This window comes from Streptomyces sp. NPDC055400, assembly GCF_053644375.1.
The window spans coordinates 103,741-128,481 of record NZ_JBSHLM010000021.1 but is presented as its reverse complement, the minus strand read 5'-3'; the positions used below and the strand labels follow the sequence as shown (position 1 = coordinate 128,481).

Here is a 24,741-nt window from a genome sequence, read left to right as displayed (position 1 = left end):
GGGGAGCAACTGGGATGAGCAGGACACGTCGTACGGACGAGGGCCATGGCCGGCTCGGCAGCACGCTGTCGGGATTGGCCGTGGCCCTCGGCTGTGTGCTGTTCCTGGGCGGGTTCGTGTGGGGCGCCATCGTGTACCAGCCGTACACCGTGCCCACCGAGTCGATGACGCCGACGATCGGCGCGGGCGACCGGGTCCTCGCGCAGCGCATCGACGGCAGTGAGGTCAAGCGCGGCGACGTCGTCGTCTTCACGGAGTCGGCGTGGGGCAACATGCCCATGGTCAAGCGCGTCGTCGGCATCGGCGGCGACAAGATCGCCTGCTGCGAGGCCGGCAAGCTGACCGTCAACGGCAAGGAGATTGCCGAACCGTATCTCCCCAAGGGACAGGGCCCCTCGGCCACGGGGATCCCCACCACCACGGTCCCTGAGGGCCGCCTCTTCCTGCTCGGCGACGAGCGCAGCGGCTCTCTCGACTCCAGCGTCCACATCGGCGACTCCAGCCACGGAACGGTGCCGCGCAGCGCGGTTGCCGCCCGGGTCGACGCCGTGGCCTGGCCGATGGACGGCATGCTCGCGCGGCCCACCGGCTTCGAGGCGCTGCCGGGCGGGCTCTCCCAGCCGGGCCCCCTGAGGCTGGTCCTGGCCGCCGTGGTCGCGGGCGCCGTCCTGGTGCTCGGCGGTGCCGCGTACGGGCCGATCGCCAAGCGCGCGAGCAAGGGCCGCGGCAGGTCGCGCGCGTCGGCGGGGGAGCGGGCCCTTGCGGGCTGAGCCTCCCGGCGCCGGCCGGCAGCTGCGGAAGGTCGCACGGGTCGTACTGCTCGATCCCGACGACCGCATTCTGCTGCTGCACGGGCACGAGCCGGGGGACGCCGCCGACGACTGGTGGTTCACCCCGGGCGGCGGCCTGGAGGGTGACGAGACCCGTGAGCAGGCCGCGCTGCGCGAGCTCGCGGAGGAGACCGGCATCACGGACGTCGAGCTCGGCCCGGTCCTGTGGTGCCGCACCTGCTCCTTCCCGTTCGACGGGCGGCGCTGGGACCAGGACGAGTGGTACTTCCTGGCCCGTACGACGGCCGCGGTGGCCGGGGCGGAGATCACCGGGGCGGGCCTGACCGAGCTGGAACGGCGCAGCGTCGCCGGAGCACGTTGGTGGACGTGCCGGGAACTGGCCGAGGCACATGAGACGGTGTACCCGACCAGGCTCGCCGGGCTGCTGGAACGGCTGCTCGACGAGGGTCCCCCGAGTCGTCCCGAAGTCCTCGACACGGAAATCGTCTAGAGGCGTACGGGGCTGACGCACAATAGGGGGACGCACGGCTGAAGGGGAACATGCCATGAGCGCCGAGGACCTCGAGAAGTACGAGACCGAGATGGAGCTGAAGCTCTACCGGGAGTACCGCGACGTCGTCGGTCTGTTCAAATACGTGATTGAGACCGAACGGCGCTTCTATCTCACCAACGACTACGAGATGCAGGTGCACTCGGTCCAGGGTGAGGTTTTCTTTGAGGTATCCATGGCGGATGCCTGGGTGTGGGACATGTACAGGCCCGCACGGTTCGTGAAGCAGGTCCGGGTACTCACGTTCAAGGACGTGAACATCGAGGAGCTGAACAAGAGCGATCTCGAGCTGCCGGGTGGGTGAGCTCGCTGGATCGGGTGGCTGGGTTATCCACAACCCGTGAGTAGTTCACCAAGATCCACTTCTTCGGCGTCCATGCCTCAGCGTGGGCGTCGGAGGTGGTGCCGACATGAACGCGTCCAAGGCACGCAGCGCACTCGGAAAGTACGGCGAGGAGCTGGCCGCGCGCCGGCTGGCCGAGTCCGGAATGACGGTCATCGAGCGCAACTGGCGGGCGGGCAGGACCGGTGAGATCGACATCGTCGCCCGGGAGGGCGACGCGCTCGTCGTCTGCGAGGTGAAGACCCGCAGGGCGGGCGGCCCCGCCGGGTCCTTCGAGCATCCGATGGCCGGGGTCACCCCCGTCAAGGCCCAGAGGCTGCGCGACCTGGCGGAGCGCTGGGTTCAGGAACACGGGGGAGCGCCACCCGGCGGCGTACGCATCGATCTGGTCGGGGTCCTACTGCCGGAGCGCGGCGCCCCTGTCGTCGAGCATGCGCGGGGTGTGGCCTGATGGGATTCGCGCGCACATGCTCCGTGGCCCTCGTCGGGGTCGAGGGGGTGGTCGTCGAGGTCCAGGCCGACCTGGAGCCCGGGGTCGCCGCGTTCACGCTGGTCGGACTGCCCGACAAGAGCCTGTCGGAGAGCCGCGACCGGGTCAGGGCGGCGGTCGTCAACTCCGGCCAGGAGTGGCCGCAGAAGAAACTCACGGTGGGGCTCAGCCCGGCGTCCGTGCCGAAGAGCGGCAGCGGATTTGACCTGGCCATCGCCAGCGCCGTGCTGGGAGCGGCCGAGCGGATCGATCCGAGGGTCCTCTCCGAGGTCGTGATGATCGGCGAGCTGGGACTCGACGGCCGCGTACGGCCCGTTCGCGGGGTGCTCCCGGCCGTCCTCGCGGCGGCCGACGCGGGCTACGAACAGGTCGTGGTCCCGGAGTGCTCGGCCGGCGAGGCCGCGCTCGTCCCGGGCGTCTCCGTCCTCGGTGTACGGAGCCTGCGGCAGCTCATCGCGGTCCTGACGGACGAGCCGGTCCCGGACGAGCCGCCCGACGACACCGGACGCCCCGACCCGATGCTCGCGGGCCTGAGCATCCCGGGCCAGGGCCTCGGCGTGGGTCTCGCCGGGATGCCGCACGACGCCCACATCCTCGATCTGGCCGATGTCGTCGGCCAGCGCGCCGCACGCACGGCGATCGAGGTCGCCGCCGCCGGGGCCCACCACGTCCTCCTCCAGGGACCGCCAGGTGCCGGAAAGACCATGCTCGCCGAGCGGCTGCCGCTGGTCATGCCGCCGCTCACCCGCGAGGAAGCCCTCGAAGTGACGGCCATCCACTCGGTGGCGGGCATACTGCCGCCGGGCAAACCGATGGTCGACGCCGCCCCCTACTGCGCGCCGCACCACTCGGCGACGATGCAGTCTCTCGTCGGCGGCGGACAGGGGATGCCGCGGCCGGGCGCCGTGTCGTTGTCCCACAGAGGGGTGCTCTTTCTTGACGAGGCGCCGGAATTCAGCGGCCAGGCACTCGACGCGCTGCGCCAGCCGCTGGAGTCGGGCCACGTGATCATCGCCCGCAGCGCGGGGGTGGTGCGCCTGCCCGCCCGCTTCCTGATGGCCCTGGCCGCCAATCCGTGCCCGTGCGGCAACCACTCGCTCGTGGGCGGCGGCTGCGAGTGCCCGCCGGCTGCAGTCCGCCGCTACCAGGCGCGCCTCTCCGGGCCGCTGCTCGACCGGGTCGACCTCAAGGTGGACGTGGAGCCCGTCACGCGTGCGGAGCTGACCGGGAGCGGCGCACAGGGTGAGACCACGGTCGTCGTCCGCGAGCGGGTGCGGGCCGCCCGGGAGAGGGCCGCGGCACGGCTCGCGGACACGCCCTGGCGGACGAACAGCGAAGTGCCCGGGCATGCCCTGCGCACCCGGTGGCCCGCCGCGCCGGGGGCCATGGACGAGGTCGAGACCGATCTGGAGCGAGGCTTCCTGACCGCCCGCGGTGTCGACCGTGTGCTGCGGGTGGCCTGGACCGTCTCGGACCTCTGCGGCCGGGACCGGCCACGCGCACAGGACGTGGCGCTCGCCCTTCAGCTGCGCACCGGGATCTCGCGCGGTGTGGCCATGGCCCTCGGGGGGTCGGCATGAGCGCAGCGGAGGTCTCCGACGGGATCCGGCTCGCGAGGGCCGCCCTCACCAGGATCGTCGAGCCCGGCGACGAGACGGCGGGGCGGTGGCTGAGGGAGTTCGGGGCGGTGGAGGTGGCGCGGCGCATCGTCGAGGACGGGGAGCCGCTGCCCGGGGTGAGCGAGGGTCGCTGGGCGGGGCTGCGGGCCAGAGCGGCCGACGTGCTGCCCGAGCGTGACCTGGAGCGGGCGGCGGGCGCGGGCGCGCGGATCGTGTGTCCCGGGGACGCGGAGTGGCCGGCCCAGCTGGACGATCTCGGCGACGCGCGGCCCGTCGCCCTATGGGTGCGGGGGAGGCCGTCCCTGCGGATATGGGCGCTGCGGTCCGTCGGCGTCGTGGGGGCGCGGGCCTGCACGGACTACGGGGCACGGGTGGCGGCGAGCCTCGGTGCGGGGCTCGCGGAGCGCGGCAGCGTCGTCGTGTCGGGCGGGGCGTACGGGGTGGACGCGGCCGCCCATCGCGGGACCCTCGGTGCGAGCGGCGCCACCGTGGCGGTCCTGGCCTGCGGGGTCGACCGGCCCTATCCGCGCGGCCACGTCCAGTTGATCGAGCGGATCGCGGAACAGGGGCTCGTCATCGCGGAGTTGCCGCCCGGTGATCACCCGACGCGGAGCAGATTCATCCTCCGTAACCGCGTGATCGCCGCGCTCACCCGGGGGACCGTCGTCGTGGAGGCCGCCTACCGCAGCGGTGCTCTCGGTACGGCGCGGTGGGCGCAGCGCCTCGGCCGTCACACGATGGGGGTCCCTGGGCCGGTCACGAGTACCCGCTCCGAAGGGGTGAACGAACTACTGCGCGGGGAGGCGGTTCTCGTCACCGACGCGGCGGAAGTCATGGAGCTGGTCGGGGACATGGGGGACCTCGCCCCGGCACGGCGCGGACCCGTACTGCCGCACGACCTGCTCGCGCCGGGTGCCGCGGCGGTCCTGGCGGCGCTGCCCGCCGGCGGAACTGTCGGGGCGGGGGACATCGCCCGGGCGGCGGGCACCGGAGTCGACGACGCGATCGGGAGGTTGTACGAACTGCGCTCACTGGGGTTCGTCGAACGACACAGCGATGGCTGGCAGTTGACACGCCAGGCGATCCAGCCTGTCTTGCCGGAAGGAGGCGATCGGTGACGGAGGGTGTTGCGCCGTCCGGATGACGGCCGAACCCCTTGGCATTACGGGGCGTTGGCGTTTCGGCCCGGTTACGTACAGCGACGGATGTGACCCCGCAAGTCGCCCAACGGAACGTATCTGCGCACGTGCGATCCCATAGTCTTCGCACACTGCGACACTCCAGTCACGCTACGCTCACCAGGATTCCGGCTCGTTCGGTTCAATCCGGAATCAGCCTGGCAACGAAGAGCAACCACGATCAGATGGGCAACCGAGCATCAGACAGATATCTTGGGATCTTTACCATCAGTCCGGCGCCAGGCGCACAAATCCCCAGTTCACGGCAGAACGGCACAAGGCGACGAATGCCCCAGCACACCTCCGGGTCTGACCGGGCTGCGGTTCCCCCCGCTGCCCGTGGCAGCGTGCGGCCTCCTGCTCCCTCGTCGCTCGAGGAGCTGTGGAGGTCGTACAAGACGACGGGCGACGGGCGATTGCGCGAGCAGCTCATCCTGCACTACTCGCCGCTGGTCAAGTACGTCGCGGGCCGCGTCAGCGTCGGGCTGCCGCCCAATGTCGAACAGGCCGACTTCGTGTCCTCGGGGGTCTTCGGACTGATCGACGCGATCGAGAAATTCGATATCGAGCGCGAGATCAAGTTCGAGACGTACGCGATCACCCGGATCCGCGGCGCCATGATCGACGAACTCCGGGCGCTCGACTGGATTCCGCGTTCCGTGCGGCAGAAGGCACGCAACGTCGAGCGGGCCTACGCCACGCTCGAGGCGCAGCTGCGGCGGACTCCGTCGGAGAGCGAGGTGGCCGCAGAGCTCGGCATCAGGATCGAGGAACTGCACGCGGTCTTCAGCCAGTTGTCCCTCGCGAACGTGGTGGCCCTGGAAGAGCTGCTGCACGCCGGTGGCGAGAGCGGCGACCGGCTCAGCCTGATGGACACGCTCGAGGATCACGCCGCCGACAACCCGGTCGAAGTCGCCGAGGACCGGGAGCTGCGGCGGTATCTGGCGCGAGCGATCAACACGCTGCCCGAGCGCGAGAAGACCGTGGTGACGCTCTACTACTACGAGGGCCTCACCCTCGCGGAGATCGGCAATGTGCTCGGCGTGACCGAGAGCCGCGTCAGTCAGATCCACACCAAGTCCGTCCTCCAGCTGCGCGCGAAGCTGGCCGCCTTCCGGCGCTGACGATGCGGAATCGTCCCTGCCGGGCCGTGCGTGGGGCAGGACGACTCCCGCGGCGCGCCTCCCGTCCGTAAAGTGGTGACGTGCCAAGGATTCGAGCGGCCTCAGTGGCCGAGCACCGGTCGATGCAGCGCGGCGCCCTTCTGGACGCGGCGCGCTCCCTGTTGTCCGAGGGCGGGACGGAGGCGCTGACCTTCCCCGCGCTCGCCGAGCGCACCGGGCTCGCCCGGTCCTCCGTGTACGAGTACTTCCGGTCGCGGGCCGCGGTCGTCGAAGAGCTCTGCGAGGTTGACTTCCCCGTCTGGGCGGCGGAGGTCTCCACGGCGATGGAGCGCGCCGGGACCCCCGAGGGCAAGGTCGAGGCGTATGTGCGGGAGCAGCTCTCGCTGGTGGGCGACCGCCGGCACCGCGCGGTCGTGGCCATCTCGGCGAGCGAACTCGATTCAGGGGCGCGCGAGAAGATCCGCGCCGCCCACGGCGGGCTGGTCGCGATGATCGTCGAGGCGCTCGCCGACATGGGCCACACGGAACCGCGCCTCGCGGCAATGCTCCTTCAGGGGGTGGTGGACGCGGCGGTCCGGCGCATCGAACTGGGCGCGGCGGAAGACCCCTCGGCCATCACCGAGGCGGCCGTGAGCATGGCTCTCCGGGGCGTCAGCGGCTGATCCAGGGCGCGAGCCCTAGGGGCCGGCGCAAGCGGGGCCGGCTCCCGTGCGGCACTCATCTCCGTACCGGACGCCGGCCGTCGCCCCGCCCGGCAGCAGCGGCGAGAAGGGTCGCGGTGCGCCGGCCCTCATGGCGCCTGCACGAACGGCCGACCGGACCGGCAACAGCGGGACCAGCAAAGGCGGGTCGGCCCAAGGCGGGCCGCCCGTCCCCGCCGCCGCGCCACCCGCCCCCAGCACCGGCAGCAGTCGCGACGGACCCTGGCGCAACAACCGGGGTGGCAGTAGGGACAGCGGGTCGAGGTAGGTGTCACCGCGTAGCAAGCCCCAGTGCAGGCAGGACGTCGGGCCGCAATGGTCTGTCGCGGGTTCCAGCGCGCCCACTACCTCGCCCGGCGCCACCAGGGCGCCCTTCTTCACCGACGGCGTCACCGGTTCGTACGTAGTCCGTAGGGGTGGATCGCCCGTTCCTGACAGTTCCACCGCCACCACCCCCGCGCCCGCCACGCGGCCCGCGAACGACACCCGGCCCCGCGCCACCGCTCTGACCGGGGCGCCGACCGGCGCGGCCAGGTCCACGCCGCGGTGGCCCGCCCCGTACTCCGTCGCCGGCGGGGCCCAGCCCCGTACGATCAGGGGCCGCGCCCCCACCGGCCAGGCGGCGCCCACGGTCGGTACCGGCGGGGGCGGCAAGAGGCCCGCCAGCGCCGCGGTCATCGTCATCGTCAGCATCAGTCGCATGCACTGAACGGTCCCGTCCCGACGCGATCCGCGGGGATCATGGACCGGATCTGTGGACTACCGATCGGTTGTGGACAGCGGCGTCACCCGGCACCTCGCGGGTCCCGTACACTTCTGAATGGCGATCGGGGTCACCCGATCGACTTCGCACGCCCCAACACCAGGTCATTCGTGACGGTGTCCGCGCTCCTCGGTCCCTCGTGGCACAGCGCGCGGGGCGTCAGGCGCGACAGCAATCCTGCGGTCGCGGCAACCGAGAACCCAAGGAGTACGGCCATGGCCGTCGTCACGATGCGGGAGCTGCTGGAAAGCGGCGTCCACTTCGGTCACCAGACCCGTCGCTGGAACCCGAAGATGAAGCGCTTCATCTTCACCGAGCGCAACGGCATCTACATCATCGACCTGCTCCAGTCGCTGTCGTACATCGACCGCGCCTACGAGTTCGTCAAGGAGACCGTCGCCCACGGCGGCACGGTCATGTTCGTCGGTACGAAGAAGCAGGCGCAGGAGGCGATCGCCGAGCAGGCGACCCGCGTCGGCATGCCCTACGTCAACCAGCGCTGGCTGGGCGGCATGCTCACCAACTTCTCGACCGTCTACAAGCGTCTGCAGCGCCTCAAGGAGCTTGAGCAGATCGACTTCGAGGATGTGGCCGCGTCCGGCCTCACCAAGAAGGAGCTGCTCGTCCTCTCCCGCGAGAAGGCCAAGCTGGAGAAGACCCTCGGCGGTATCCGCGAGATGTCCAAGGTGCCCAGCGCCGTCTGGATCGTGGACACCAAGAAGGAGCACATCGCGGTCGGTGAGGCCCGGAAGCTCAACATCCCGGTCGTCGCCATCCTCGACACCAACTGCGACCCCGACGAGGTCGACTACAAGATCCCGGGCAACGACGACGCGATCCGCTCCGTCACCCTGCTCACCCGCGTGATCGCCGACGCCGTCGCCGAGGGCCTCATCGCCCGCTCCGGTGCCGCCACCGGCGACCAGAAGCCGGGCGAGAAGGCCGCGGGCGAGCCGCTCGCCGAGTGGGAGCGCGACCTGCTCGAGGGCGAGAAGAAGGCCGACGAGAAGCCGGCCGCCGAGGCCGAGGTCCAGACCTCCGCCGAGACGGAGAAGGTCGCCGACGCCGAGGCCGAGGTCGCCACCGAGGTTGTCGCCGAGGCTCCGGCCGCGGACGCCGAGCAGGCCTGAACCTCCCCGGTTCGGTAGTTGACGGCGGGGGCCGACTCGGCCCCCGCCGTTCACCCGTAGATCTTTCAGACTTCGAGAGAGAATTTCAGATCATGGCGAACTACACCGCCGCTGACGTCAAGAAGCTCCGCGAGCTCACGGGCGCCGGCATGATGGACTGCAAGAAGGCGCTCGACGAGGCCGACGGCAGCGTCGACAAGGCCGTCGAGGCCCTGCGCATCAAGGGCCAGAAGGGCGTCGCCAAGCGCGAGGGCCGCTCCGCCGAGAACGGCGCCGTCGTCTCCCTCATCGCCGACGACAACACCTCCGGTGTCATCCTCGAGCTGAAGTGCGAGACGGACTTCGTCGCCAAGGGTGAGAAGTTCCAGGCCGTCGCGAACTCCCTCGCCGCCCACGCCGCCAAGACGAACCCGGCCGACATCGCGGCGCTCCTCGCGTCCGAGATCGAGCCCGGCAAGACCGTCCAGGCGTACGTCGACGAGGCCAACGCCAACCTCGGCGAGAAGATCGTCCTCGACCGCTTCGCGCAGTTCTCCGGCGCCTACGTCACCGCGTACATGCACCGCACCATGCCCGACCTGCCCCCGCAGATCGGTGTTCTGGTCGAGCTGGACAAGGCCGACGCCGACCTCGCCAAGGGCATCGCGCAGCACATCGCCGCCTTCGCGCCGAAGTACCTCTCCCGTGAGGACGTCCCGGCCGAGGTCGTCGAGTCCGAGCGTCGCGTCGCCGAGGAGACCACGCGCGCCGAGGGCAAGCCCGAGGCCGCTCTCCCGAAGATCGTCGAGGGTCGCGTCAACGGCTTCTTCAAGGAGGCCACCCTCCTCGGCCAGCCGTACGCGCTGGACAACAAGAAGTCCGTGCAGAAGGTCCTGGACGAGGCCGGTGTCACCCTGAAGCGCTTCTCGCGCATCAAGGTCGGCATCTGAGTCCGTACCGCGACAGCCGGAAGACACCGCTAGGGTCGACGAGATCCCAGTAGGGTCGACAGCAGTCTCCCGCGTACGCCGCCACGCGCGCGTCCGCGCCGGGTGACCGCAGATGTGACGAGGAGGCCATTGCCGAGCATGGGATGCGAACAACACCCCACCGGCAATGGCCTTCTTTGTATGTGTGCCAAGTAAAGAGGCGAGATCACCATGACCACCACCACCAAGGCCGACAAGGGCGACAAGAGCGACGACGGCAAAGGCGCGGGGCGCTTTTTGCTGAAGCTGTCCGGCGAGGCGTTCGCCGGTGGCGGGGGTCTGGGCGTCGACCCCGACGTGGTGCACAAGATCGCCCGTGAGATCGCGGCCGTCGTGCGCGACGGCGCGCAGATCGCCGTCGTCATCGGCGGCGGCAACTTCTTCCGCGGCGCCGAGCTCCAGCAGCGCGGCATGGACCGGGCCCGCTCCGACTACATGGGCATGCTCGGCACCGTCATGAACTGCCTCGCGCTCCAGGACTTCCTGGAGAAGGAGGGCATCGACAGCCGCGTGCAGACCGCCATCACCATGGGGCAGGTCGCCGAGCCGTACATCCCGCTGCGCGCCGTGCGCCACCTGGAGAAGGGCCGCGTCGTCATCTTCGGCGCCGGTATGGGCATGCCGTACTTCTCCACCGACACGACCGCCGCCCAGCGCGCCCTGGAGATCGACGCCGAGGCGCTGCTCATGGGCAAGAACGGGGTGGACGGGGTCTACGACTCCGACCCGAAGACCAACCCCGAGGCTGTGAAGTTCGACGCGCTCAGCTACGGCGAGGTCATCACCCGCGACCTCAAGGTCGCCGACATGACCGCGATCACCCTGTGCCGCGACAACAAGCTGCCCATCCTCGTCTTCGAACTGCTCGCCGAGGGCAATATCGCGCGAGCGGTCAAGGGTGAGAAGATCGGCACGCTCGTGGGCGACCACGGAACGCGGGCCTGACACGACCCCCGCCAGGGGATGGACAATGTCCTGCCGGTCGGACACCGTGCAGGAAAGACACACGACGCAGCCGGCCGCCCTGGGCGCATGCCGGGCCTCACTCAAGACACGCAGGAGCAAGTGGTGATCGAAGAGACCCTCCTCGAGGCCGAGGAGAAGATGGAGAAGGCCGTCGTGGTCGCCAAGGAGGACTTCGCCGCGATCCGCACCGGCCGTGCGCACCCGGCGATGTTCAACAAGATCGTGGCGGATTACTACGGCGCGCTGACCCCGATCAACCAGCTGGCCTCGTTCTCCGTGCCCGAGCCGCGGATGGCCGTGGTGACCCCGTTCGACAAGAGCGCGCTGCGCAACATCGAGCAGGCGATCCGCGACTCGGACCTCGGCGTCAACCCGAGCAACGACGGCAACATCATTCGTGTGACGTTCCCGGAGCTGACCCAGGACCGCCGCAAGGAGTACATCAAGGTCGCCAAGACCAAGGCCGAGGACTCCAAGATCTCGATCCGCTCCATCCGCCGCAAGGCCAAGGAGACGATCGACAAGTTCGTCAAGGACGGCGAGGTCGGCGAGGACGAGGGCCGCCGCGCCGAGAAGGAGCTCGACGACACCACCGCGAAGTACGTCGCACAGGTGGACGAGCTGCTCAAGCACAAGGAAGCCGAGCTGCTCGAGGTCTGAGGAATTCCGTGAACGAGTCTTCCTGGGGAGCGCCGACCGGAGCCGGGTACTGGGGGCCGCCCGACCAGGGGCCCTCCCAGGGGGCTTCCCCGGCGGGTCCCGCGTACGAACAGCATGCGGTTGAGGAGACTCGGCCCATGCCCATCGTGCCCGAAATGCCCGAGGTACCCGCCGGTGGTCGTGACCAGGACGACGATCGGGGGGCTGCTCGGCCGAGCGGTCCCCTGTTCCGCGACGCGTCGCAGGGCGGGAGCCGGCACGAGGACCCTCGCGGGGGACAGCACGAGTCGCAGCATCAGGCACAGCACGAGCCGCAGCATCAGACGCACCGCCCGACGCAGCACCAGACGCCGTATGTGACGCCGCACGAGGCGCAGCACGAGAGCCGGCAGGAGCCCATGCCAAGCGCCGCACAGCCCGCCCCCGCACCGCCGAAGAAGAGCGCGGGCCGTGACCTCGGGGCCGCCATAGGAGTCGGGGTGGGGCTCGGCGCGGTGATCGTCGCGTCGCTCTTCATCGTCAAGGCCGTGTTCATCGGCGTGATAGCGGTGGCCGTCGTCGTCGGCCTCTGGGAGCTCACCTCGCGGCTCGAGGAGCGCAAGGGCATCAAGGCGCCGCTTGTGCCGCTCGCAGTCGGCGGCGCGGCGATGGTCGTCGCCGGATATGTCCGCGGCACCGAGGGCGCCTGGGTGGCGATGGCGCTCACCGCGCTCGCGGTCCTGGTCTGGCGCATGACGGAGCCCCCCGAGGGCTACCTCAGGGACGTCACGGCCGGTGTCTTCGCAGCGTTCTACGTGCCGTTCCTCGCGACTTTCGTGGCGCTCATGCTCACCGCGGACGACGGGCCGCGGCGCGTCCTGACGTTCCTGCTGCTGACGGTCGTCAGCGACACCGGCGCGTACGCGATCGGCTGGCGCTTCGGCAAGCACAAGCTCGCCCCGCGCATCAGCCCCGGCAAGACGCGCGAGGGGCTGGTCGGCGCGGTGACGTTCGCGATGGCCGCCGGCGCGCTGTGCATGCAGTTCCTGATCGACGACGGTGCCTGGTGGCAGGGTCTGCTGCTCGGGCTCGCGGTCGCGGCCAGCGCCACGCTCGGCGACCTCGGCGAGTCGATGATCAAGCGCGACCTGGGGATCAAGGACATGGGCACGCTCCTCCCCGGGCACGGCGGGATCATGGACCGCCTCGACTCGCTGCTCCCGACGGCGCCGGTGGTCTGGCTGCTCCTGGTGATCTTCGTCGGAGCCGGCTGACCGGCCCGCTCATCCCGGCTGACCTGCGCGGATTCAGGTGACGGGCTCGTTGTCCACAGGGCGGCGGGCCCGTTGTCGTGTCTGCGGCACTGGAAGGGTCATGTCTGAGGCCGGAGAACTGGCGGTGATCCGGCGGGAATTGGCCCCCGACCTACGTTTGGCGCTGACCGGGGGCGGTTTTGCCGGGAGCCGGGCGGCCGGGGCCGTCTGTGGGCCCTCCGAGGGTGGCCCACGACGGCCAGTCACGGCCGGCGACGACCACCCCGCACTTCTTGTGCCCCAGGTCACGCAAATGGATCTGCGACACTGGACGAGTTATGCCTAAGCCCGGAGAACTCACTTTCGTCGCCCCGCGCGGAGCCAAGAAGCCGCCGCGGCACCTCGCCGACCTCTCGCCCGCCGAGCGGAAGGAGGCCGTTGCCGCGATCGGTGAGAAGCCGTTCCGCGCCAAGCAGCTGTCGCAGCACTACTTCTCGCGGTTCGCGCACGACCCCGCGGAGTGGACCGACATCCCCGCCGCCTCGCGCGGCAAGCTGCAGGAGGCGCTGCTTCCGGAGCTGATGACGGTCGTCCGGCATCTGTCGACGGACCAGGACACCACCCGCAAGACCCTGTGGCGGCTCTTCGACGGCACGCTCGTCGAGTCCGTCCTGATGCGCTACCCGGACCGGGTCACCATGTGCATCAGCTCGCAGGCGGGCTGCGGAATGAACTGCCCGTTCTGCGCCACGGGACAGGCCGGCCTCGACCGGAACCTGTCGACGGGCGAGATCGTGCACCAGATCGTCGACGGCATGCGCGCGCTGCGCGACGGCGAGATCCCGGGCGGCCCGGCGCGCCTGAGCAACATCGTCTTCATGGGCATGGGCGAGCCCCTGGCCAACTACAAGCGGGTCGTCGGCGCCATCCGCGCGCTCACCGACCCCGAGCCCGACGGCGTCGGCCTCTCGCAGCGCGGGATCACCGTCTCGACCGTCGGTCTGGTCCCCGCCATGCACCGGCTCGCCGACGAGGGCCTCAAGTGCCGTCTCGCCGTCTCGCTGCACGCCCCCGACGACGAGCTGCGCGACACCCTCGTCCCGGTCAACACGCGCTGGAAGGTCCGCGAGGTACTCGACGCGGCGTGGGAGTACTCCGAGAAGTCGGGCCGTCGCATCTCCATCGAGTACGCGCTCATCCGCGACATCAACGACCAGGCCTGGCGCGGTGACCGGCTCGGCCGCCTGCTCAAGGGCAAGCGGGTCCACGTCAACCTGATCCCGCTGAACCCGACGCCGGGCTCGAAGTGGACGGCCTCGCGCCCCGAGGACGAGAAGGCCTTCGTCGAGGCCATCGCGGCCCATGGCGTCCCGGTCACCGTCCGCGACACCCGTGGCCAGGAGATCGACGGGGCGTGCGGCCAGCTCGCCGCCACCGAGCGGTAACCTGACTGGCGTACGTACATCTTCATATTCCGACAGGGGAGCGCCACAGCGCTGAGAGTGCGGCATCGGCCGCAGACCCTCTGAACCTTGCCCAGGTCATTCTGGGTAGGAAGTTCGGTCGCCACTCAAGCTGTTGTGCCCTGCCCGGGAATCGTCCGCGATCCCGGGCAGGGCCGCGTCTCTTCCTGGTCACCCAGGAGGGAACTTAAGTGAGCATCACCATCAAGGCCACGGCCGTCGCCGTGACGGCCGGTCTCGGACTCGTCACGCTCTCCGCGTGCGGGGGATCCGGCTCCGGCAAGGACTCCGCGGACTCCAAGACCGTCACCCTCGTCAGCCATGACTCGTGGGCCGTCTCCAAGAGCGTGCTCAAGGACTTCGAGAAGCGCTCCGGCTACAAGGTCACGGTCCTGAAGGACGGTGACGCGGGCGAGGCCGTCAACAAGGCCATCCTGTCCAAGGACAATCCGCAGGGCGACGTCCTCTTCGGCGTCGACAACACGCTCCTGTCGCGAGCCCTCGGCAACGGCCTCTTCCAGCCGTACGAGGCCAAGGGCCTGGACCAGGTGGGGGCCGAGTACCAGCTCGACAGGGACAAGCACCGGGTCACCCCGATCGACACCGGCGACATCTGCGTCAACTACGACAAGAAGTACTTCGCCGATCACAAGCTGACGCCGCCCGCCTCGTTCGACGACCTCGCCAAGCCGGCGTACAAGAACCTGCTCGTCACGGAGAACGTGTCGACGTCGTCGCCCGGTCTCGGCTTCCTGCTCGGCAGCGCCGCGCAGTACGGCGACGAGGGCTGGCAGGGCTACTGGAAGAAGCTCAAGGCCAACGGCGTGAAGGTCGTCGACGGCTGGGAGCAGGCGTACAACGAGGAGTTCTCGGGCTCCGCCGGTGGCAGGAAGACGGGCGGTGACCGGCCGCTCGTCGTGTCGTACGCGTCGTCGCCGCCGGCCGAGGCCATCTACTCGGACCCGCAGCCGAAGACCGCCCCGACCGGGGTCGCGACCGGCACCTGCTTCCGCCAGACGGAGTTCGCCGGCCTGCTGAGCAACGCGAAGAACGAGAAGGGCGGCAAGGCGCTCCTCGACTTCCTGATCACGAAGGAGTTCCAGCAGGACATGCCGCTGAACATGTTCGTGGACCCGGTGACGAAGGACGCCGCCCTGCCCGCCGACTACGCGAAGTACGACGTCGAGGTCGACGCCCCGAAGACCATGGCGCCGAAGAAGATCGCCGACAACCGTGACGCCTGGGTCAAGTCGTGGACCTCACTCGTACTGAAGTGACGCCGCCCGCAGGGCCTTCGGTGAAGCAACCGGTAAATCCCCCGGTGAAGGCCCCGGTGAAGCCCTCGGCGAAGTCCCTCAAGGGGCGCGGGAGCGCGGCGCGGCTCGGCCTGATGGCTGTGCCCGTCGCGTTCTTCGCGCTGTTCTTCGCCTATCCGGTCGCGGCGATCGTCGCCCGCGGCCTGAAGGCAGGCGGCCACTGGCAGTTGGGGCGGATCGCCGATGTGCTGGGGCAGCCCGACATCCGGCACGTCCTGTGGTTCACGACCTGGCAGGCGCTCGCGTCGACGGCGCTCACGCTGCTGATCGCGCTCCCCGGCGCGTACGTCTTCGCGCGCTTCGAGTTCAGGGGCAAGCAGGTCCTGAAGGCCGCCGTCACCGTGCCGTTCGTGCTGCCGACCGTCGTCGTCGGCACGGCGTTCCTGGCGCTGGTCGGCCGCGGCGGGCTGCTCGACAGCCTGTGGGGCGTACGCCTCGACACCACCGTGTGGGCCATCCTGCTCGCCCATGTCTTCTTCAACTACGCCGTCGTCGTGCGCACCGTCGGCGGACTGTGGTCGCAGCTCGACCCGCGGCAGGAGGAGGCCGCCCGGATGCTGGGCGCCTCCCGCTGGACGGCCTGGCGGAAGGTGACGCTGCCCGCGCTCGGACCGGCCGTCGCGGCCGCCGCGCTGATGGTCTTCCTCTTCACGTTCACGTCGTTCGGCGTGGTCCAGATCCTCGGCGGGCCGACGTTCTCCACCCTCGAAGTGGAGATCTACCGGCAGACCGCGCAGATCTTCGACCTCTCCACGGCGGCCGTCCTCACGATCGTGCAGTTCGCCGCCGTCGGGATCATCCTCGCCGTGCACGCCTGGAGCGTGCGCCGCCGCGAGAGCGGGCTGCGCCTCGTCGACGCGGCGCACACCGCCCGGCGCCCGCGCGGCGCGGGCCAGTGGGCGCTGCTCGCCGGGGTGGTCGCCACGGTCGCGGTGCTGATCCTGCTGCCGCTCGGCGTGCTCGTCCAGCGCTCGTTCGACGGTCCCGACGGCTTCGGGTTCGCCTACTACAAGGCACTGACCTCGTCCGGCAGCGGCGTGTTCCTGGTGCCGCCGATCGAGGCGATCTGGAACTCTCTCGCGTACGCGCTCGCGGCGACCGCCATCGCGGTGGTCATCGGCGGACTCGCCGCCGCGGCCCTGACGTTCCCCCACTCTCGGCTCCGCTCGAGCGGGGGGACCCCCATGGCCGGCCGTCTCGTACGGGGTTTCGACGCGCTCCTCATGCTGCCGCTCGGCGTCTCCGCCGTCACCGTGGGCTTCGGATTCCTGATCACCCTGGACAAGCCGCCCCTCGACCTGCGCGGCGCGTGGATCCTGGTGCCGCTGGCCCAGGCCCTCGTCGGGGTGCCCTTCGTCGTCCGCACCATGCTGCCGGTCCTGCGCGCGGTCGACGGGCGGCTGCGCGAGGCCGCCGCCGTCCTCGGCGCCTCGCCGCTGCGGGCCTGGCGCGAGGTCGATCTGCCGATGGTGCGCAGGGCGCTGCTGATCGCGGCCGGGTTCGCGTTCGCCGTGTCGCTCGGCGAGTTCGGGGCGACCGTGTTCATCGCCCGCCCGGACAACCCGACCCTGCCGGTCGCCGTGGCGCGGCTCCTCGGGCGCGCCGGCGACCTCAACTACGGCCAGGCGATGGCCCTTTCGACGATTCTCATGGTGGTGTGCGCGGTGTCGCTGCTGCTGCTCGAACGCATCCGCACGGACCGTACGACGGGGGAGTTCTGATGGCCCTGCTGACTCTGGACGACGCGACCGTGCGGTTCGGCGGCCCGTCCGAAACGGCGCATGCGGCGCTCGACCGGGTCGGTCTGGAGGTCGCCGAGCACGAGATCGTGTGCGTGCTCGGCCCCAGCGGCAGCGGCAAGTCGACGCTGCTGCGGGTCGTGGCCGGGCTCCAGGGGCTCGACGGGGGCCGCGTGTTCCTCGACGGCCGCGACCAGGCGGGTGTGCCCGCGCACCGGCGGGGCGTCGGCCTCATGTTCCAGGACCACCAGCTGTTCCCGCAGCGCGACGTGGGCGGAAACGTCGCCTTCGGGCTGCGGATGCACGGCGCCTCCCGCTCCGAACGGCAAGACCGTGTACGGGAGTTGCTGGAGCTTGTCGGGCTGCCCGGCGCCGGGCAGCGCCCCGTCGTCTCGCTGTCCGGCGGCGAGCAGCAGCGCGTCGCTCTCGCCAGGGCGCTCGCTCCCCGCCCTCGTCTGCTCATGCTCGACGAGCCGCTCGGCCAGCTCGACCGCTCGCTGCGGGAGCGCCTGGTCGTCGAACTCAGGGAACTCTTCGGCGAGTTGGGTACGACCGTGCTCGCGGTGACGCACGACCAGGGCGAGGCCTTCGCACTCGCCGACCGTGTCGTGGTGATGCGCGACGGGCGGATCGCCCAGTCCGGCACGCCACTTGAGGTGTGGCAGCATCCTGCCGACGAGTTCGTGGCGCGCTTCCTCGGCTTCGACAACGTGGTCGACGCCACGATCGTCGGGGAGGCGGCCGATACTCCCTGGGGCAAGGTTCCCGTGCCCGCGGGGTCCCCGCAGGGCCGCGCCAAGATCCTCGTCAGGCCTCCGGGCGTACGCCTCGTGCCCGCCGCCGAGGCCCAGTTGACGTGCACGGTCACCGCGCGCACCTTCCGCGGCACGCATGTCGCCGTACACCTCCAGGCCGGACAGGCGCCCCGCCTCGAAGCGGCCTGCGCGCTGCGGGACGCGCCGGAGTCGGGGGGTGAGGTCGGGGTGGCGTTCGACGCGGGCGAAATCGTGGTGCTGGACGGTGTTGCTCCCACGTAGGGTCCGGCACATGACCGACACCGCTGCACTCGCGCCCTCACCTGCTCCAGGACTCCTGACGCATGACCGCTACTGCGACGAAATCATCGCCCAGACCGCCCTGTTGACGGACCACCTGACGGGCGCCGACCTCTCGGTGACGGTACCGACGTGTCCTGACTGGACCCTGCGCGACCTCGCCCTCCATGTGGGCCGCGCCCACCGCTGGGTCGAGACGATCGTGCGGACCAGGTCCGCCGGTCCGGTCTCGGAGGAGCAGGTGCCGCACTTCACCGGCGGCGACGACCCGGCCGCCCTCGCCGACTGGCTCACGGAGGGGGCCGCGCTGACCGCCGGCGCGCTGCGCGCCGCGGGTCCGGACACAGCCGTATGGACCTGGGCCTGGGAGCACTCCACCGGATTCTGGGCCCGCCGCATGACCCATGAGACCGTCATCCACCGCGCGGACGCGGCGCTCGCGGCGAAGACCGACTACGACGTGGTGCCCGAGATCGCGGCCGACGCGGTCGACGAATGGCTGCAGATCGTCCAGTACATCCAGCGTGCCGTCCCGTCGGACAATGCGGCGGAGCTGCGCGGCGCCGGCCGCAGCCTGCACCTCCACGCCACCGGCACTCCGGCGGGCCTCGACGCCGAGTGGCTGATCGACCTCGGTGAGGACGGCTTCACGTGGCGCCGCGGCCACGAGAAGGCGACCGTCGCGCTGCGGGGGCCGCTGACCGACGTGCTGCTCGCCTTCTACCGGCGCGCGCCCCTCGACGGCGGACGCGTGGAGGTCCTGGGGGAGCGGGAGCTGCTGGACTTCTGGCTGGAGCGGGCGACCTTCGGATAGGGCCGCCCGACTGACTTCTGCTCAGCCCAGCTTCGCGAGGGCGTCCGCCGCTTCCTCCACCGTGTCCACCAGCGTGATCCGCGCGTCCATCGAGCGTTCCCGGGCCAGGGACGTGAGCAGCGGCCAGGCGGGCAGGCGCTCCGTCCAGTGGGCGCGGCCGACGAGGACCATGGGGGTGGGCTCGCCCCGGGACTCGTAGTAGTTGGGCGTCGCGTTGTCGAATATCTCCTGGACGGTGCCGGCCGCGCCCGGCAGGAAGACCACGCCCGCGTTCGAGCGGGCCAGGAGGCCGTCCTCGCGGGTGGCGTTCGCGAAGTACTTCGCGATGTGCCCGGCGAAGGCGTTCGGCGGCTCGTGGCCGTAGAACCAGGTCGGGATGCCGACCGAGTCGCCGCCGCCGGGCCAGCGCGAGCGCACCGCGAAGGCGGCCGACGCCCACGCCGTGACCGACGGGGTGAACGAGGGTGCGGCGGACAGGAGCTGGAGCGCCTCGGTCAGCATTCCGTCGTCGAACCGTGCCGCGTACGCGCCCAGGTTCGCCGCCTCCATCGCGCCCGGACCGCCGCCCGTGGCGACGGTGACCCCGGACCTGGCGAGCGTCCTGCCGAGCCGTGCCGCGCCCGCGTACCCGTCCGTGCCGCGCGCCATCGCGTGACCGCCCATGACCCCCACCACCCTTGTGCCGGCGAGGAGTTCGTCGAGGGCGTCGGAGACGGAGTCGTCGTGCACGGCCCGCAGCATCGACGCGAAGACGTCGCGGTCGGCCTTGGTCTGCTGGAACCAATCGTACGCGCGGGCGTCCGGCGTCGACTCGTATCCGCCTTCCGCGAGACCCGCGAACAGCTCGTCGGGGGAGTAGAGACGACCCCGGTACGGGTCGAAGGGGAGGCCGGGGACCGGCGGGAAGACGAGGGCGCCGGTGGCGCGGATCCGGGCCGCGGCGTCGGGCCCTATCGGACAGCCGAGGAAGACGGCGCCCTCGGCGTCCAGGGTGAGCAGCTCGTCCGTACGCTCCGTCAGGTCGACGGCCTGCACGCGGCGCCCGGCGAGTGAGCCGTGCGCGGCCACGACCTCGTCGAACTCGTCGAGCGTCTCGATCTCATGGCCGGCGTCCGTGTGCGGGATCGCGGGCCTGCGCGGGGCGGGTTCAGGGGTCTGCACCCGCCCATGCTAGGCGGCGCGGCCGGCGGGGATCAGCCCTGGACGACCGCCGGGTCCATCCACATGATCTCGAACGTGTGGCCGTCCGGGTCGTCGAAGGCACGGCCGTACATGAAGCCGTGGTCCTGCTTCTCGCCGGTCTCGGTGCCGCCCGCCGCGATCGCCTTGTCGACGAGCTCGTCGACCTTCTCGCGGCTCTCGGCGCTCAGACACAGCAGCACCTCGGTGCTCTTGGCCGAGTCGACGATCGTCTTCTTGGTGAAGCCGGCGTACTTCTCCTTGGTGAGCAGCATGATCACGATGTGCTCGCTGACCACCACGGAGGCGGCGGTCTCGTCGGAGAACTGCGGGTTGATCGCGTACCCGAGCTCGGTGAAGAACTTCTTCGACGCGTCGAGGTCGTTCACGGCGAGGTTCGGGAAGATCATCTGCTGGTACATGGCGGGTCCGTCTCTTTCGCTCGCTGGTGTCGGTGCGGCGTCGCTGTGCCGTACGCAGAGTTAGACGGGCCGCCGACCGGTAACTCATCGCCCGCCGCGCACTTTCCTTCGATGTCCGAACGCAAGGCCCTGGAGGTGGTGCGGGCCTTCGGCTCAGGCGGCGAGCGGGAGCGCCGCCAGTTCCGCGACCACCCACGTCAGCGGGCCGAACACGGCGAGCAGTGCCGCCGCGCGCAGCCCGGCCGCACCCCGCAGGAGACTCGCGGGGGCGCCGAGCCGGAGCAGGGCGGCCATGGTGTCGGAGCGGGCGTGCTTGGCCTCGATCGCGGCCGTCAGGAGCGTGGCGACCGTACAGCCCATGACGAGGACGGCGCCGAGCGCGGACAGCGGACCGAGGTCGGGCTGACGTCCCGACCAGAGGGTGAGCCCCGCGTACGCGCCGGAGGCCACGGCGCAGACCACGCCCAGGGGGCGGCCGATGCGGCGGGCCTCTTCCTGGAGCACCCGGCCCGCCAGGAGCCGCGCCGCTCCGGGCCGCACCGCCTGAAGGGCCCGGCCGCACTGGTACGTGAGCCCGGGACCCGCGAGCGCGAGGCCGAGGGCCGTCAGCGTCCAGCCGGCCAGCACGCCTGCCGGGCTGCCGCCCAGACCGCCCGGCATGGGGAACCCCGCGGTGCCGTGCGCGCGGGAGGCGTACGTCTCCACGGCGAGGCCCGCAGCGAGCAGGGCCACGCCCCAGGGCAGACCGGTCGGCGCGGGCACCGGGGCGGCGGGATCGCGCGGATCCGGCTGCGGCTCGCCGGCCTTGACGGCGCGCGGGCGCAGCACGACGGCGGACGCGGCGGACGCGGCGAGCGGGACCAGGGCGAGCAGGGTCAGGGTGGCGCCCACGGGCAGGGGCCGGTCGGCGGCGAGGAGGCCGCGGGCGGCGCCGTCGAAGGGCAGCCCGGAGAGGTCGCCGCGCAGGTGCAGGAAGAACAGCAGCGCCAGCGTCGAGCCGAGCGTGCAGGCGACCGCGGTGGAGATCGCCGAGATGAGGGTGAGGCGCGCAGGCCCCAGGCCGACCGCGGACAGGCCGGGACGCGGCCGGGTGCCCGGGTCGGTGCGGGCGACGGCGACGGCGAGGTGGACGGTCGCGGCGATCGGCACCAGGCACCAGGCGAGGCGCAGTACGGATCCGGTGGAGGCGTCGGGATGGCCCATCGCGTAGCCGAGCGTGCACAGCAGGAGGAAACCGGTGCCGGCCGAGGCGGCCGCGACCAGGAGCCTGCGGAGCTGGACGACGGGCCGGCCCCGGCGGGCTAGACGGAGAGCGAGCACGCGGCCCGGCCTTCCGCGTCGGTGCCGCCGGGTACCCCGGGCAGATGGACCGTGTTCACGCGACGCCCGTCGAGGAGCGACACCGAGCGGTCGGCCAGGGCGGCCACCTCGGTGTCGTGCGTGGCGAGGACGACGGTGATGCCGTGCGAGCGGGCCGCGGCCATCAGGGTGCGCAGGACGTGGGCGCGGTCGGCGCGGTGCAGGGGCGCCGTGGGCTCGTCGGCGAAGAGCAGGGAGGGCGCGGTGACCAGGGCGCGGGCGATGGCTACGCGCTGGCGCTCCGACTGGAGCAGGGCGTGCGGGCGCTTGCGGGCGCACATGCCGATGTCGAGCCGCTCCAGCCACTCCAGGGCGGAGGCCTTGGCGGCGCGGCGGCTGCCGCCGCGCATCATCAGGGCGAGTGCCGTGTTCTCCCAGGCGTTCAGCTCGGGCACGAGGTGCGGCTCGGGGTCGATCCAGGCGAAGCGGTCGCGGCGCAGCCGTTCCCGGACGAGCGGGCCCATGGTGTGCACGGGGGTGCTGTTGAACCAGACCTCGCCCTGCTGCGGCAGGAGCTGGCCGGAGAGGCACTGCAGGAGCGTCGTCTTGCCGCTGCCGCGCGGTCCTGTGACGGCGAGGATCTCGCTCTCGCGGACACCGAGCGAAACGCCGGTCAGCGCGGGCGAGCCGTTGTGGGAGAAGTGCAGGGCGCGTGCCCAGAGCACGTCGTTGTCCGGCGGGGCCACCATGGCGAACACCTCGTTCAGAGACTGCAGATCAGAAATGCCGTAAGACGAGCCGTCCCCCTTACGGGGGAACGAAGGCAGGGCCGATCGGTCACTGGGCACGCTAGGTATTCGCCGGCGCGGGTCGGGAAATGACGCGGCCCGGCCGCCCCCATCTCACTCGGATGGGCGCAGCCGGGCCGCGGGAGCCGTCAGGCTCAGATCTTGCTCCAGGCCTCCGTGAGGACCTGGCGGATGATGCCCTCGATCTCGTCGAACGTGGACTGGTCCGAGATCAGCGGCGGCGACAGCTGGATGACCGGGTCACCACGGTCGTCGGCGCGGCAGTACAGGCCGTACTCGTAGAGCTTCTTGGACACGAAGCCGTAGAGCACGCGCTCCGACTCCTCGTCCGTGAAGGACTCCTTGGTGTCCTTGTCCTTGACGAGCTCGATGCCGTAGAAGAAGCCGTTGCCGCGGACGTCGCCGACGATCGGCAGGTCGTGCAGCTTCTGCAGCGTCTTGAGGAAGCTCGCCTCGTTGTCGAGGACGTGCTGGTTGAGACCCTCGCGCTCGAACAGGTCGAGGTTGGCGAGCGCCACGGCCGAGGAGACCGGGTGGCCACCGAAGGTGTAGCCGTGCAGGAAGGTGTTGTCGCCCTTGTAGAACGGCGCGGCGATCCGGTCGGAGACGATGGTCGCACCGATCGGGGAGTAGCCCGAGGTCATGCCCTTGGCGCAGGTGATGATGTCCGGGATGTAGCCGAACTTGTCACAGGCGAACATCGTGCCGAGGCGGCCGAAGGCGCAGATGACCTCGTCCGACACGAGCAGCACGTCGTACTGGTCGCAGATCTCGCGCACGCGCTGGAAGTAGCCGGGCGGCGGCGGGAAGCAGCCACCGGCGTTCTGCACGGGCTCGAGGAAGACCGCGGCGACGGTCTCGGGGCCCTCGAAGAGGATCTCCTGCTCGATCTGGTCGGCGGCCCAGCGGCCGAAGGCCTCGGGGTCGTCGCCGTGGATCGGGGCGCGGTAGATGTTGGTGTTCGGCACCTTGTGCGCGCCGGGGACCAGCGGCTCGAAGGGGGCCTTCAGGGCCGGCAGGCCGGTGATCGACAGGGCGCCCTGCGGGGTGCCGTGGTAGGCGACCGCGCGGGAGATGACCTTGTACTTGGTGTGGTTGCCGTTGAGCTTGTGGTACTGCTTCGCAAGCTTCCAGGCGGTCTCGACGGCCTCGCCACCACCGGTGGAGAAGAAGACCTTGTTGAGGTCACCCGGGGCGTAGTGGGCGAGGCGCTCGGCCAGCTCCACAGCCTTCGGGTGGGCGTACGACCACACGGGGAAGAAGGCCAGCTCGGTCGCCTGCTTGGCGGCGACCTCGGCGAGCTCCCTGCGTCCGTGGCCGGCCTGCACCACGAACAGGCCGGAGAGCCCGTCGAGGTACTTCTTGCCCTGGTCGTCGTAGATGTAAGTGCCCTCGCCACGCACGATGGTGGGAACGGGCGCGTTCTCGTACGACGACATGCGGGTGAAGTGCATCCACAGGTGGTCGTACGCGGTTCGGCTGAGGTCCTTGCTCACGGCTATCGGGTTCCCCACATATAGGTCTGCTTCTTGAGCTTGAGGTAGACGAAGCTCTCGGTGGAGCGCACGCCGGGAAGGGTCCGGATGCGTTTGTTGATGACGTCCAGGAGCTGGTCGTCGTCCTCACACACGACCTCCGCGAGGAGGTCGAACGAGCCTGCGGTCATGACCACGTACTCGACTTCCGGCATGGCTGTCAGCGCTTCGGCGACGGGATCGAGGTCACCCTCCGCGTTGATGCCGACCATCGCCTGGCGTCGGAAGCCCACGGTGAGCGGGTCCGTGACGGCGACGATCTGCATCACGCCCTGGTCGAGCAGCTTCTGGACGCGCTGTCGCACGGCCGCCTCGGAGAGGCCGACGGCCTTGCCGATAGCTGCGTACGGCCTACGGCCGTCTTCCTGGAGCTGTTCGATGATGGCGAGGGAAACGGCGTCGAGAGGCGGGGTGCCGGTGCCGTTCCTCGATCCTTTTGGGTCTGCGCTGCGACTGGCCACGTCCCCCACCATGCACGAGGAGTCGACAGTTCCGCAAGCCCCGATCGATGAAATCCGTTGTTTGAGGGCTCGAAGTTCACGGATTTCGCAGATCTGGCGCGGTGGGGGGTGTTGAAAGCGTGGGACTACGGATT

The 24,741-nt window shown here is 70.6% G+C and carries 24 protein-coding genes and 1 pseudogene; 18 read left to right on the top strand and 7 right to left on the bottom strand.

All coding sequences use genetic code 11. From position 1 onward, the window contains the following. The first annotated feature begins 14 nt into the window (after positions 1–14). The 8 genes from lepB to ACWIGU_RS40770 all read left to right on the top strand — a co-directional run bounded on the left by lepB (position 15) and on the right by ACWIGU_RS40770 (position 6,757). Complete coding sequence (gene lepB, locus ACWIGU_RS40805; protein WP_454406880.1) at positions 15–770, top strand: signal peptidase I; 756 nt, start codon at positions 15–17, stop codon at positions 768–770. Then, entirely contained in the window at positions 760–1,281 is a 522-nt protein-coding gene (locus ACWIGU_RS40800; protein WP_454406879.1) for an NUDIX hydrolase, read from the top strand. The genes lepB and ACWIGU_RS40800 overlap by 11 nt, the downstream gene beginning before the upstream one ends. A gap of 55 nt (positions 1,282–1,336) precedes the next feature. Continuing rightward, positions 1,337–1,645: a DUF2469 domain-containing protein gene (locus tag ACWIGU_RS40795; RefSeq protein ID WP_003965949.1), complete on the top strand. Its 309-nt coding sequence runs from the start codon at positions 1,337–1,339 to the stop codon at positions 1,643–1,645. Positions 1,646–1,751: 106 nt separating this feature from the next. Next, on the top strand, positions 1,752–2,135 hold the full coding sequence (locus ACWIGU_RS40790) for a YraN family protein (RefSeq protein WP_100595079.1): 384 nt from the start codon (positions 1,752–1,754) through the stop codon (positions 2,133–2,135). Next, positions 2,135–3,754 carry a YifB family Mg chelatase-like AAA ATPase gene (locus ACWIGU_RS40785; RefSeq protein ID WP_454406878.1) on the top strand — a complete coding sequence of 540 codons (1,620 nt, stop codon included), beginning with the start codon at positions 2,135–2,137 and terminating at the stop codon, positions 3,752–3,754. The genes ACWIGU_RS40790 and ACWIGU_RS40785 overlap by 1 nt, the downstream gene beginning before the upstream one ends. Next, a complete protein-coding gene (dprA, locus tag ACWIGU_RS40780; RefSeq protein ID WP_454406877.1) occupies positions 3,751–4,911 on the top strand; it encodes a DNA-processing protein DprA in 1,161 nt (386 codons plus the stop codon). The genes ACWIGU_RS40785 and dprA overlap by 4 nt, the downstream gene beginning before the upstream one ends. A 347-nt stretch (positions 4,912–5,258) precedes the next feature. Further along, positions 5,259–6,095: an RNA polymerase sigma factor WhiG gene (whiG, locus tag ACWIGU_RS40775; protein WP_454406876.1), complete on the top strand. Its 837-nt coding sequence runs from the start codon at positions 5,259–5,261 to the stop codon at positions 6,093–6,095. 104 nt (positions 6,096–6,199) lie between these two features. Beyond that, positions 6,200–6,757: a TetR/AcrR family transcriptional regulator gene (locus ACWIGU_RS40770; RefSeq protein ID WP_366119838.1), complete on the top strand. Its 558-nt coding sequence runs from the start codon at positions 6,200–6,202 to the stop codon at positions 6,755–6,757. A gap of 231 nt (positions 6,758–6,988) precedes the next feature. On the opposite strand, the pseudogene ACWIGU_RS40765 reads toward ACWIGU_RS40770, so the two are convergent. Beyond that, a pseudogene (locus ACWIGU_RS40765) lies at positions 6,989–7,480 on the bottom strand (peptidoglycan DD-metalloendopeptidase family protein); the annotation flags it as partial. Between the two features lie 294 nt (positions 7,481–7,774). Between ACWIGU_RS40765 and rpsB the strand changes: the two are divergent. The 10 genes from rpsB to ACWIGU_RS40715 all read left to right on the top strand — a co-directional run bounded on the left by rpsB (position 7,775) and on the right by ACWIGU_RS40715 (position 18,902). After that, a complete protein-coding gene (gene rpsB, locus ACWIGU_RS40760; RefSeq protein ID WP_356282128.1) occupies positions 7,775–8,689 on the top strand; it encodes a 30S ribosomal protein S2 in 915 nt (304 codons plus the stop codon). A gap of 92 nt (positions 8,690–8,781) precedes the next feature. Next, positions 8,782–9,618, top strand: coding sequence for a translation elongation factor Ts (tsf, locus tag ACWIGU_RS40755; RefSeq protein ID WP_100595085.1), 837 nt, complete (start codon positions 8,782–8,784; stop codon positions 9,616–9,618). Positions 9,619–9,828: 210 nt separating this feature from the next. Further along, positions 9,829–10,602 (top strand): UMP kinase, encoded by a 774-nt coding sequence (gene pyrH / locus ACWIGU_RS40750; RefSeq protein WP_266674649.1) that lies wholly within the window; start codon positions 9,829–9,831, stop codon positions 10,600–10,602. 123 nt (positions 10,603–10,725) lie between these two features. Further along, complete coding sequence (gene frr, locus ACWIGU_RS40745) at positions 10,726–11,283, top strand: ribosome recycling factor (protein ID WP_329569876.1); 558 nt, start codon at positions 10,726–10,728, stop codon at positions 11,281–11,283. Positions 11,284–11,291: 8 nt separating this feature from the next. Continuing rightward, complete coding sequence (locus ACWIGU_RS40740; RefSeq protein WP_454406874.1) at positions 11,292–12,536, top strand: phosphatidate cytidylyltransferase; 1,245 nt, start codon at positions 11,292–11,294, stop codon at positions 12,534–12,536. A gap of 317 nt (positions 12,537–12,853) precedes the next feature. Continuing rightward, a complete protein-coding gene (rlmN, locus tag ACWIGU_RS40735; protein WP_127829924.1) occupies positions 12,854–13,960 on the top strand; it encodes a 23S rRNA (adenine(2503)-C(2))-methyltransferase RlmN in 1,107 nt (368 codons plus the stop codon). A 209-nt stretch (positions 13,961–14,169) separates the two neighbouring features. Further along, positions 14,170–15,255, top strand: coding sequence for a thiamine ABC transporter substrate-binding protein (locus ACWIGU_RS40730; protein ID WP_454406873.1), 1,086 nt, complete (start codon positions 14,170–14,172; stop codon positions 15,253–15,255). A 113-nt stretch (positions 15,256–15,368) separates the two neighbouring features. After that, complete coding sequence (locus tag ACWIGU_RS40725; protein WP_454406942.1) at positions 15,369–17,015, top strand: ABC transporter permease; 1,647 nt, start codon at positions 15,369–15,371, stop codon at positions 17,013–17,015. After that, on the top strand, positions 17,015–18,070 hold the full coding sequence (locus ACWIGU_RS40720) for an ABC transporter ATP-binding protein (protein WP_454406871.1): 1,056 nt from the start codon (positions 17,015–17,017) through the stop codon (positions 18,068–18,070). Before ACWIGU_RS40725 ends, ACWIGU_RS40720 begins: the two co-directional genes overlap by 1 nt. Positions 18,071–18,080: 10 nt before the next feature. Continuing rightward, positions 18,081–18,902 carry a maleylpyruvate isomerase family mycothiol-dependent enzyme gene (locus ACWIGU_RS40715; protein ID WP_454406870.1) on the top strand — a complete coding sequence of 274 codons (822 nt, stop codon included), beginning with the start codon at positions 18,081–18,083 and terminating at the stop codon, positions 18,900–18,902. Positions 18,903–18,923: 21 nt separating this feature from the next. Here the strand turns inward: ACWIGU_RS40715 and ACWIGU_RS40710 are convergent, their stop codons facing one another. From ACWIGU_RS40710 to ACWIGU_RS40685, 6 genes are all read right to left on the bottom strand, one after another. Then, a complete protein-coding gene (locus tag ACWIGU_RS40710) occupies positions 18,924–20,063 on the bottom strand; it encodes an LOG family protein (protein ID WP_454406868.1) in 1,140 nt (379 codons plus the stop codon). 32 nt (positions 20,064–20,095) lie between these two features. Then, the gene (locus ACWIGU_RS40705; RefSeq protein ID WP_454406867.1) at positions 20,096–20,503 is read right to left on the bottom strand and encodes a VOC family protein; all 408 of its coding nucleotides are present in this window, start codon (positions 20,501–20,503) and stop codon (positions 20,096–20,098) included. A gap of 153 nt (positions 20,504–20,656) precedes the next feature. Then, a complete protein-coding gene (locus tag ACWIGU_RS40700) occupies positions 20,657–21,823 on the bottom strand; it encodes a hypothetical protein (protein ID WP_454406865.1) in 1,167 nt (388 codons plus the stop codon). Then, a complete protein-coding gene (locus ACWIGU_RS40695; protein ID WP_454406864.1) occupies positions 21,805–22,551 on the bottom strand; it encodes an ABC transporter ATP-binding protein in 747 nt (248 codons plus the stop codon). The genes ACWIGU_RS40700 and ACWIGU_RS40695 overlap by 19 nt, the downstream gene beginning before the upstream one ends. 194 nt (positions 22,552–22,745) lie before the next feature. Beyond that, positions 22,746–24,125 (bottom strand): aspartate aminotransferase family protein, encoded by a 1,380-nt coding sequence (locus ACWIGU_RS40690; RefSeq protein ID WP_329569844.1) that lies wholly within the window; start codon positions 24,123–24,125, stop codon positions 22,746–22,748. Continuing rightward, on the bottom strand, positions 24,110–24,607 hold the full coding sequence (locus tag ACWIGU_RS40685) for an Lrp/AsnC family transcriptional regulator (protein ID WP_100595184.1): 498 nt from the start codon (positions 24,605–24,607) through the stop codon (positions 24,110–24,112). The genes ACWIGU_RS40690 and ACWIGU_RS40685 overlap by 16 nt, the downstream gene beginning before the upstream one ends. Positions 24,608–24,741 lie beyond the last annotated feature (134 nt).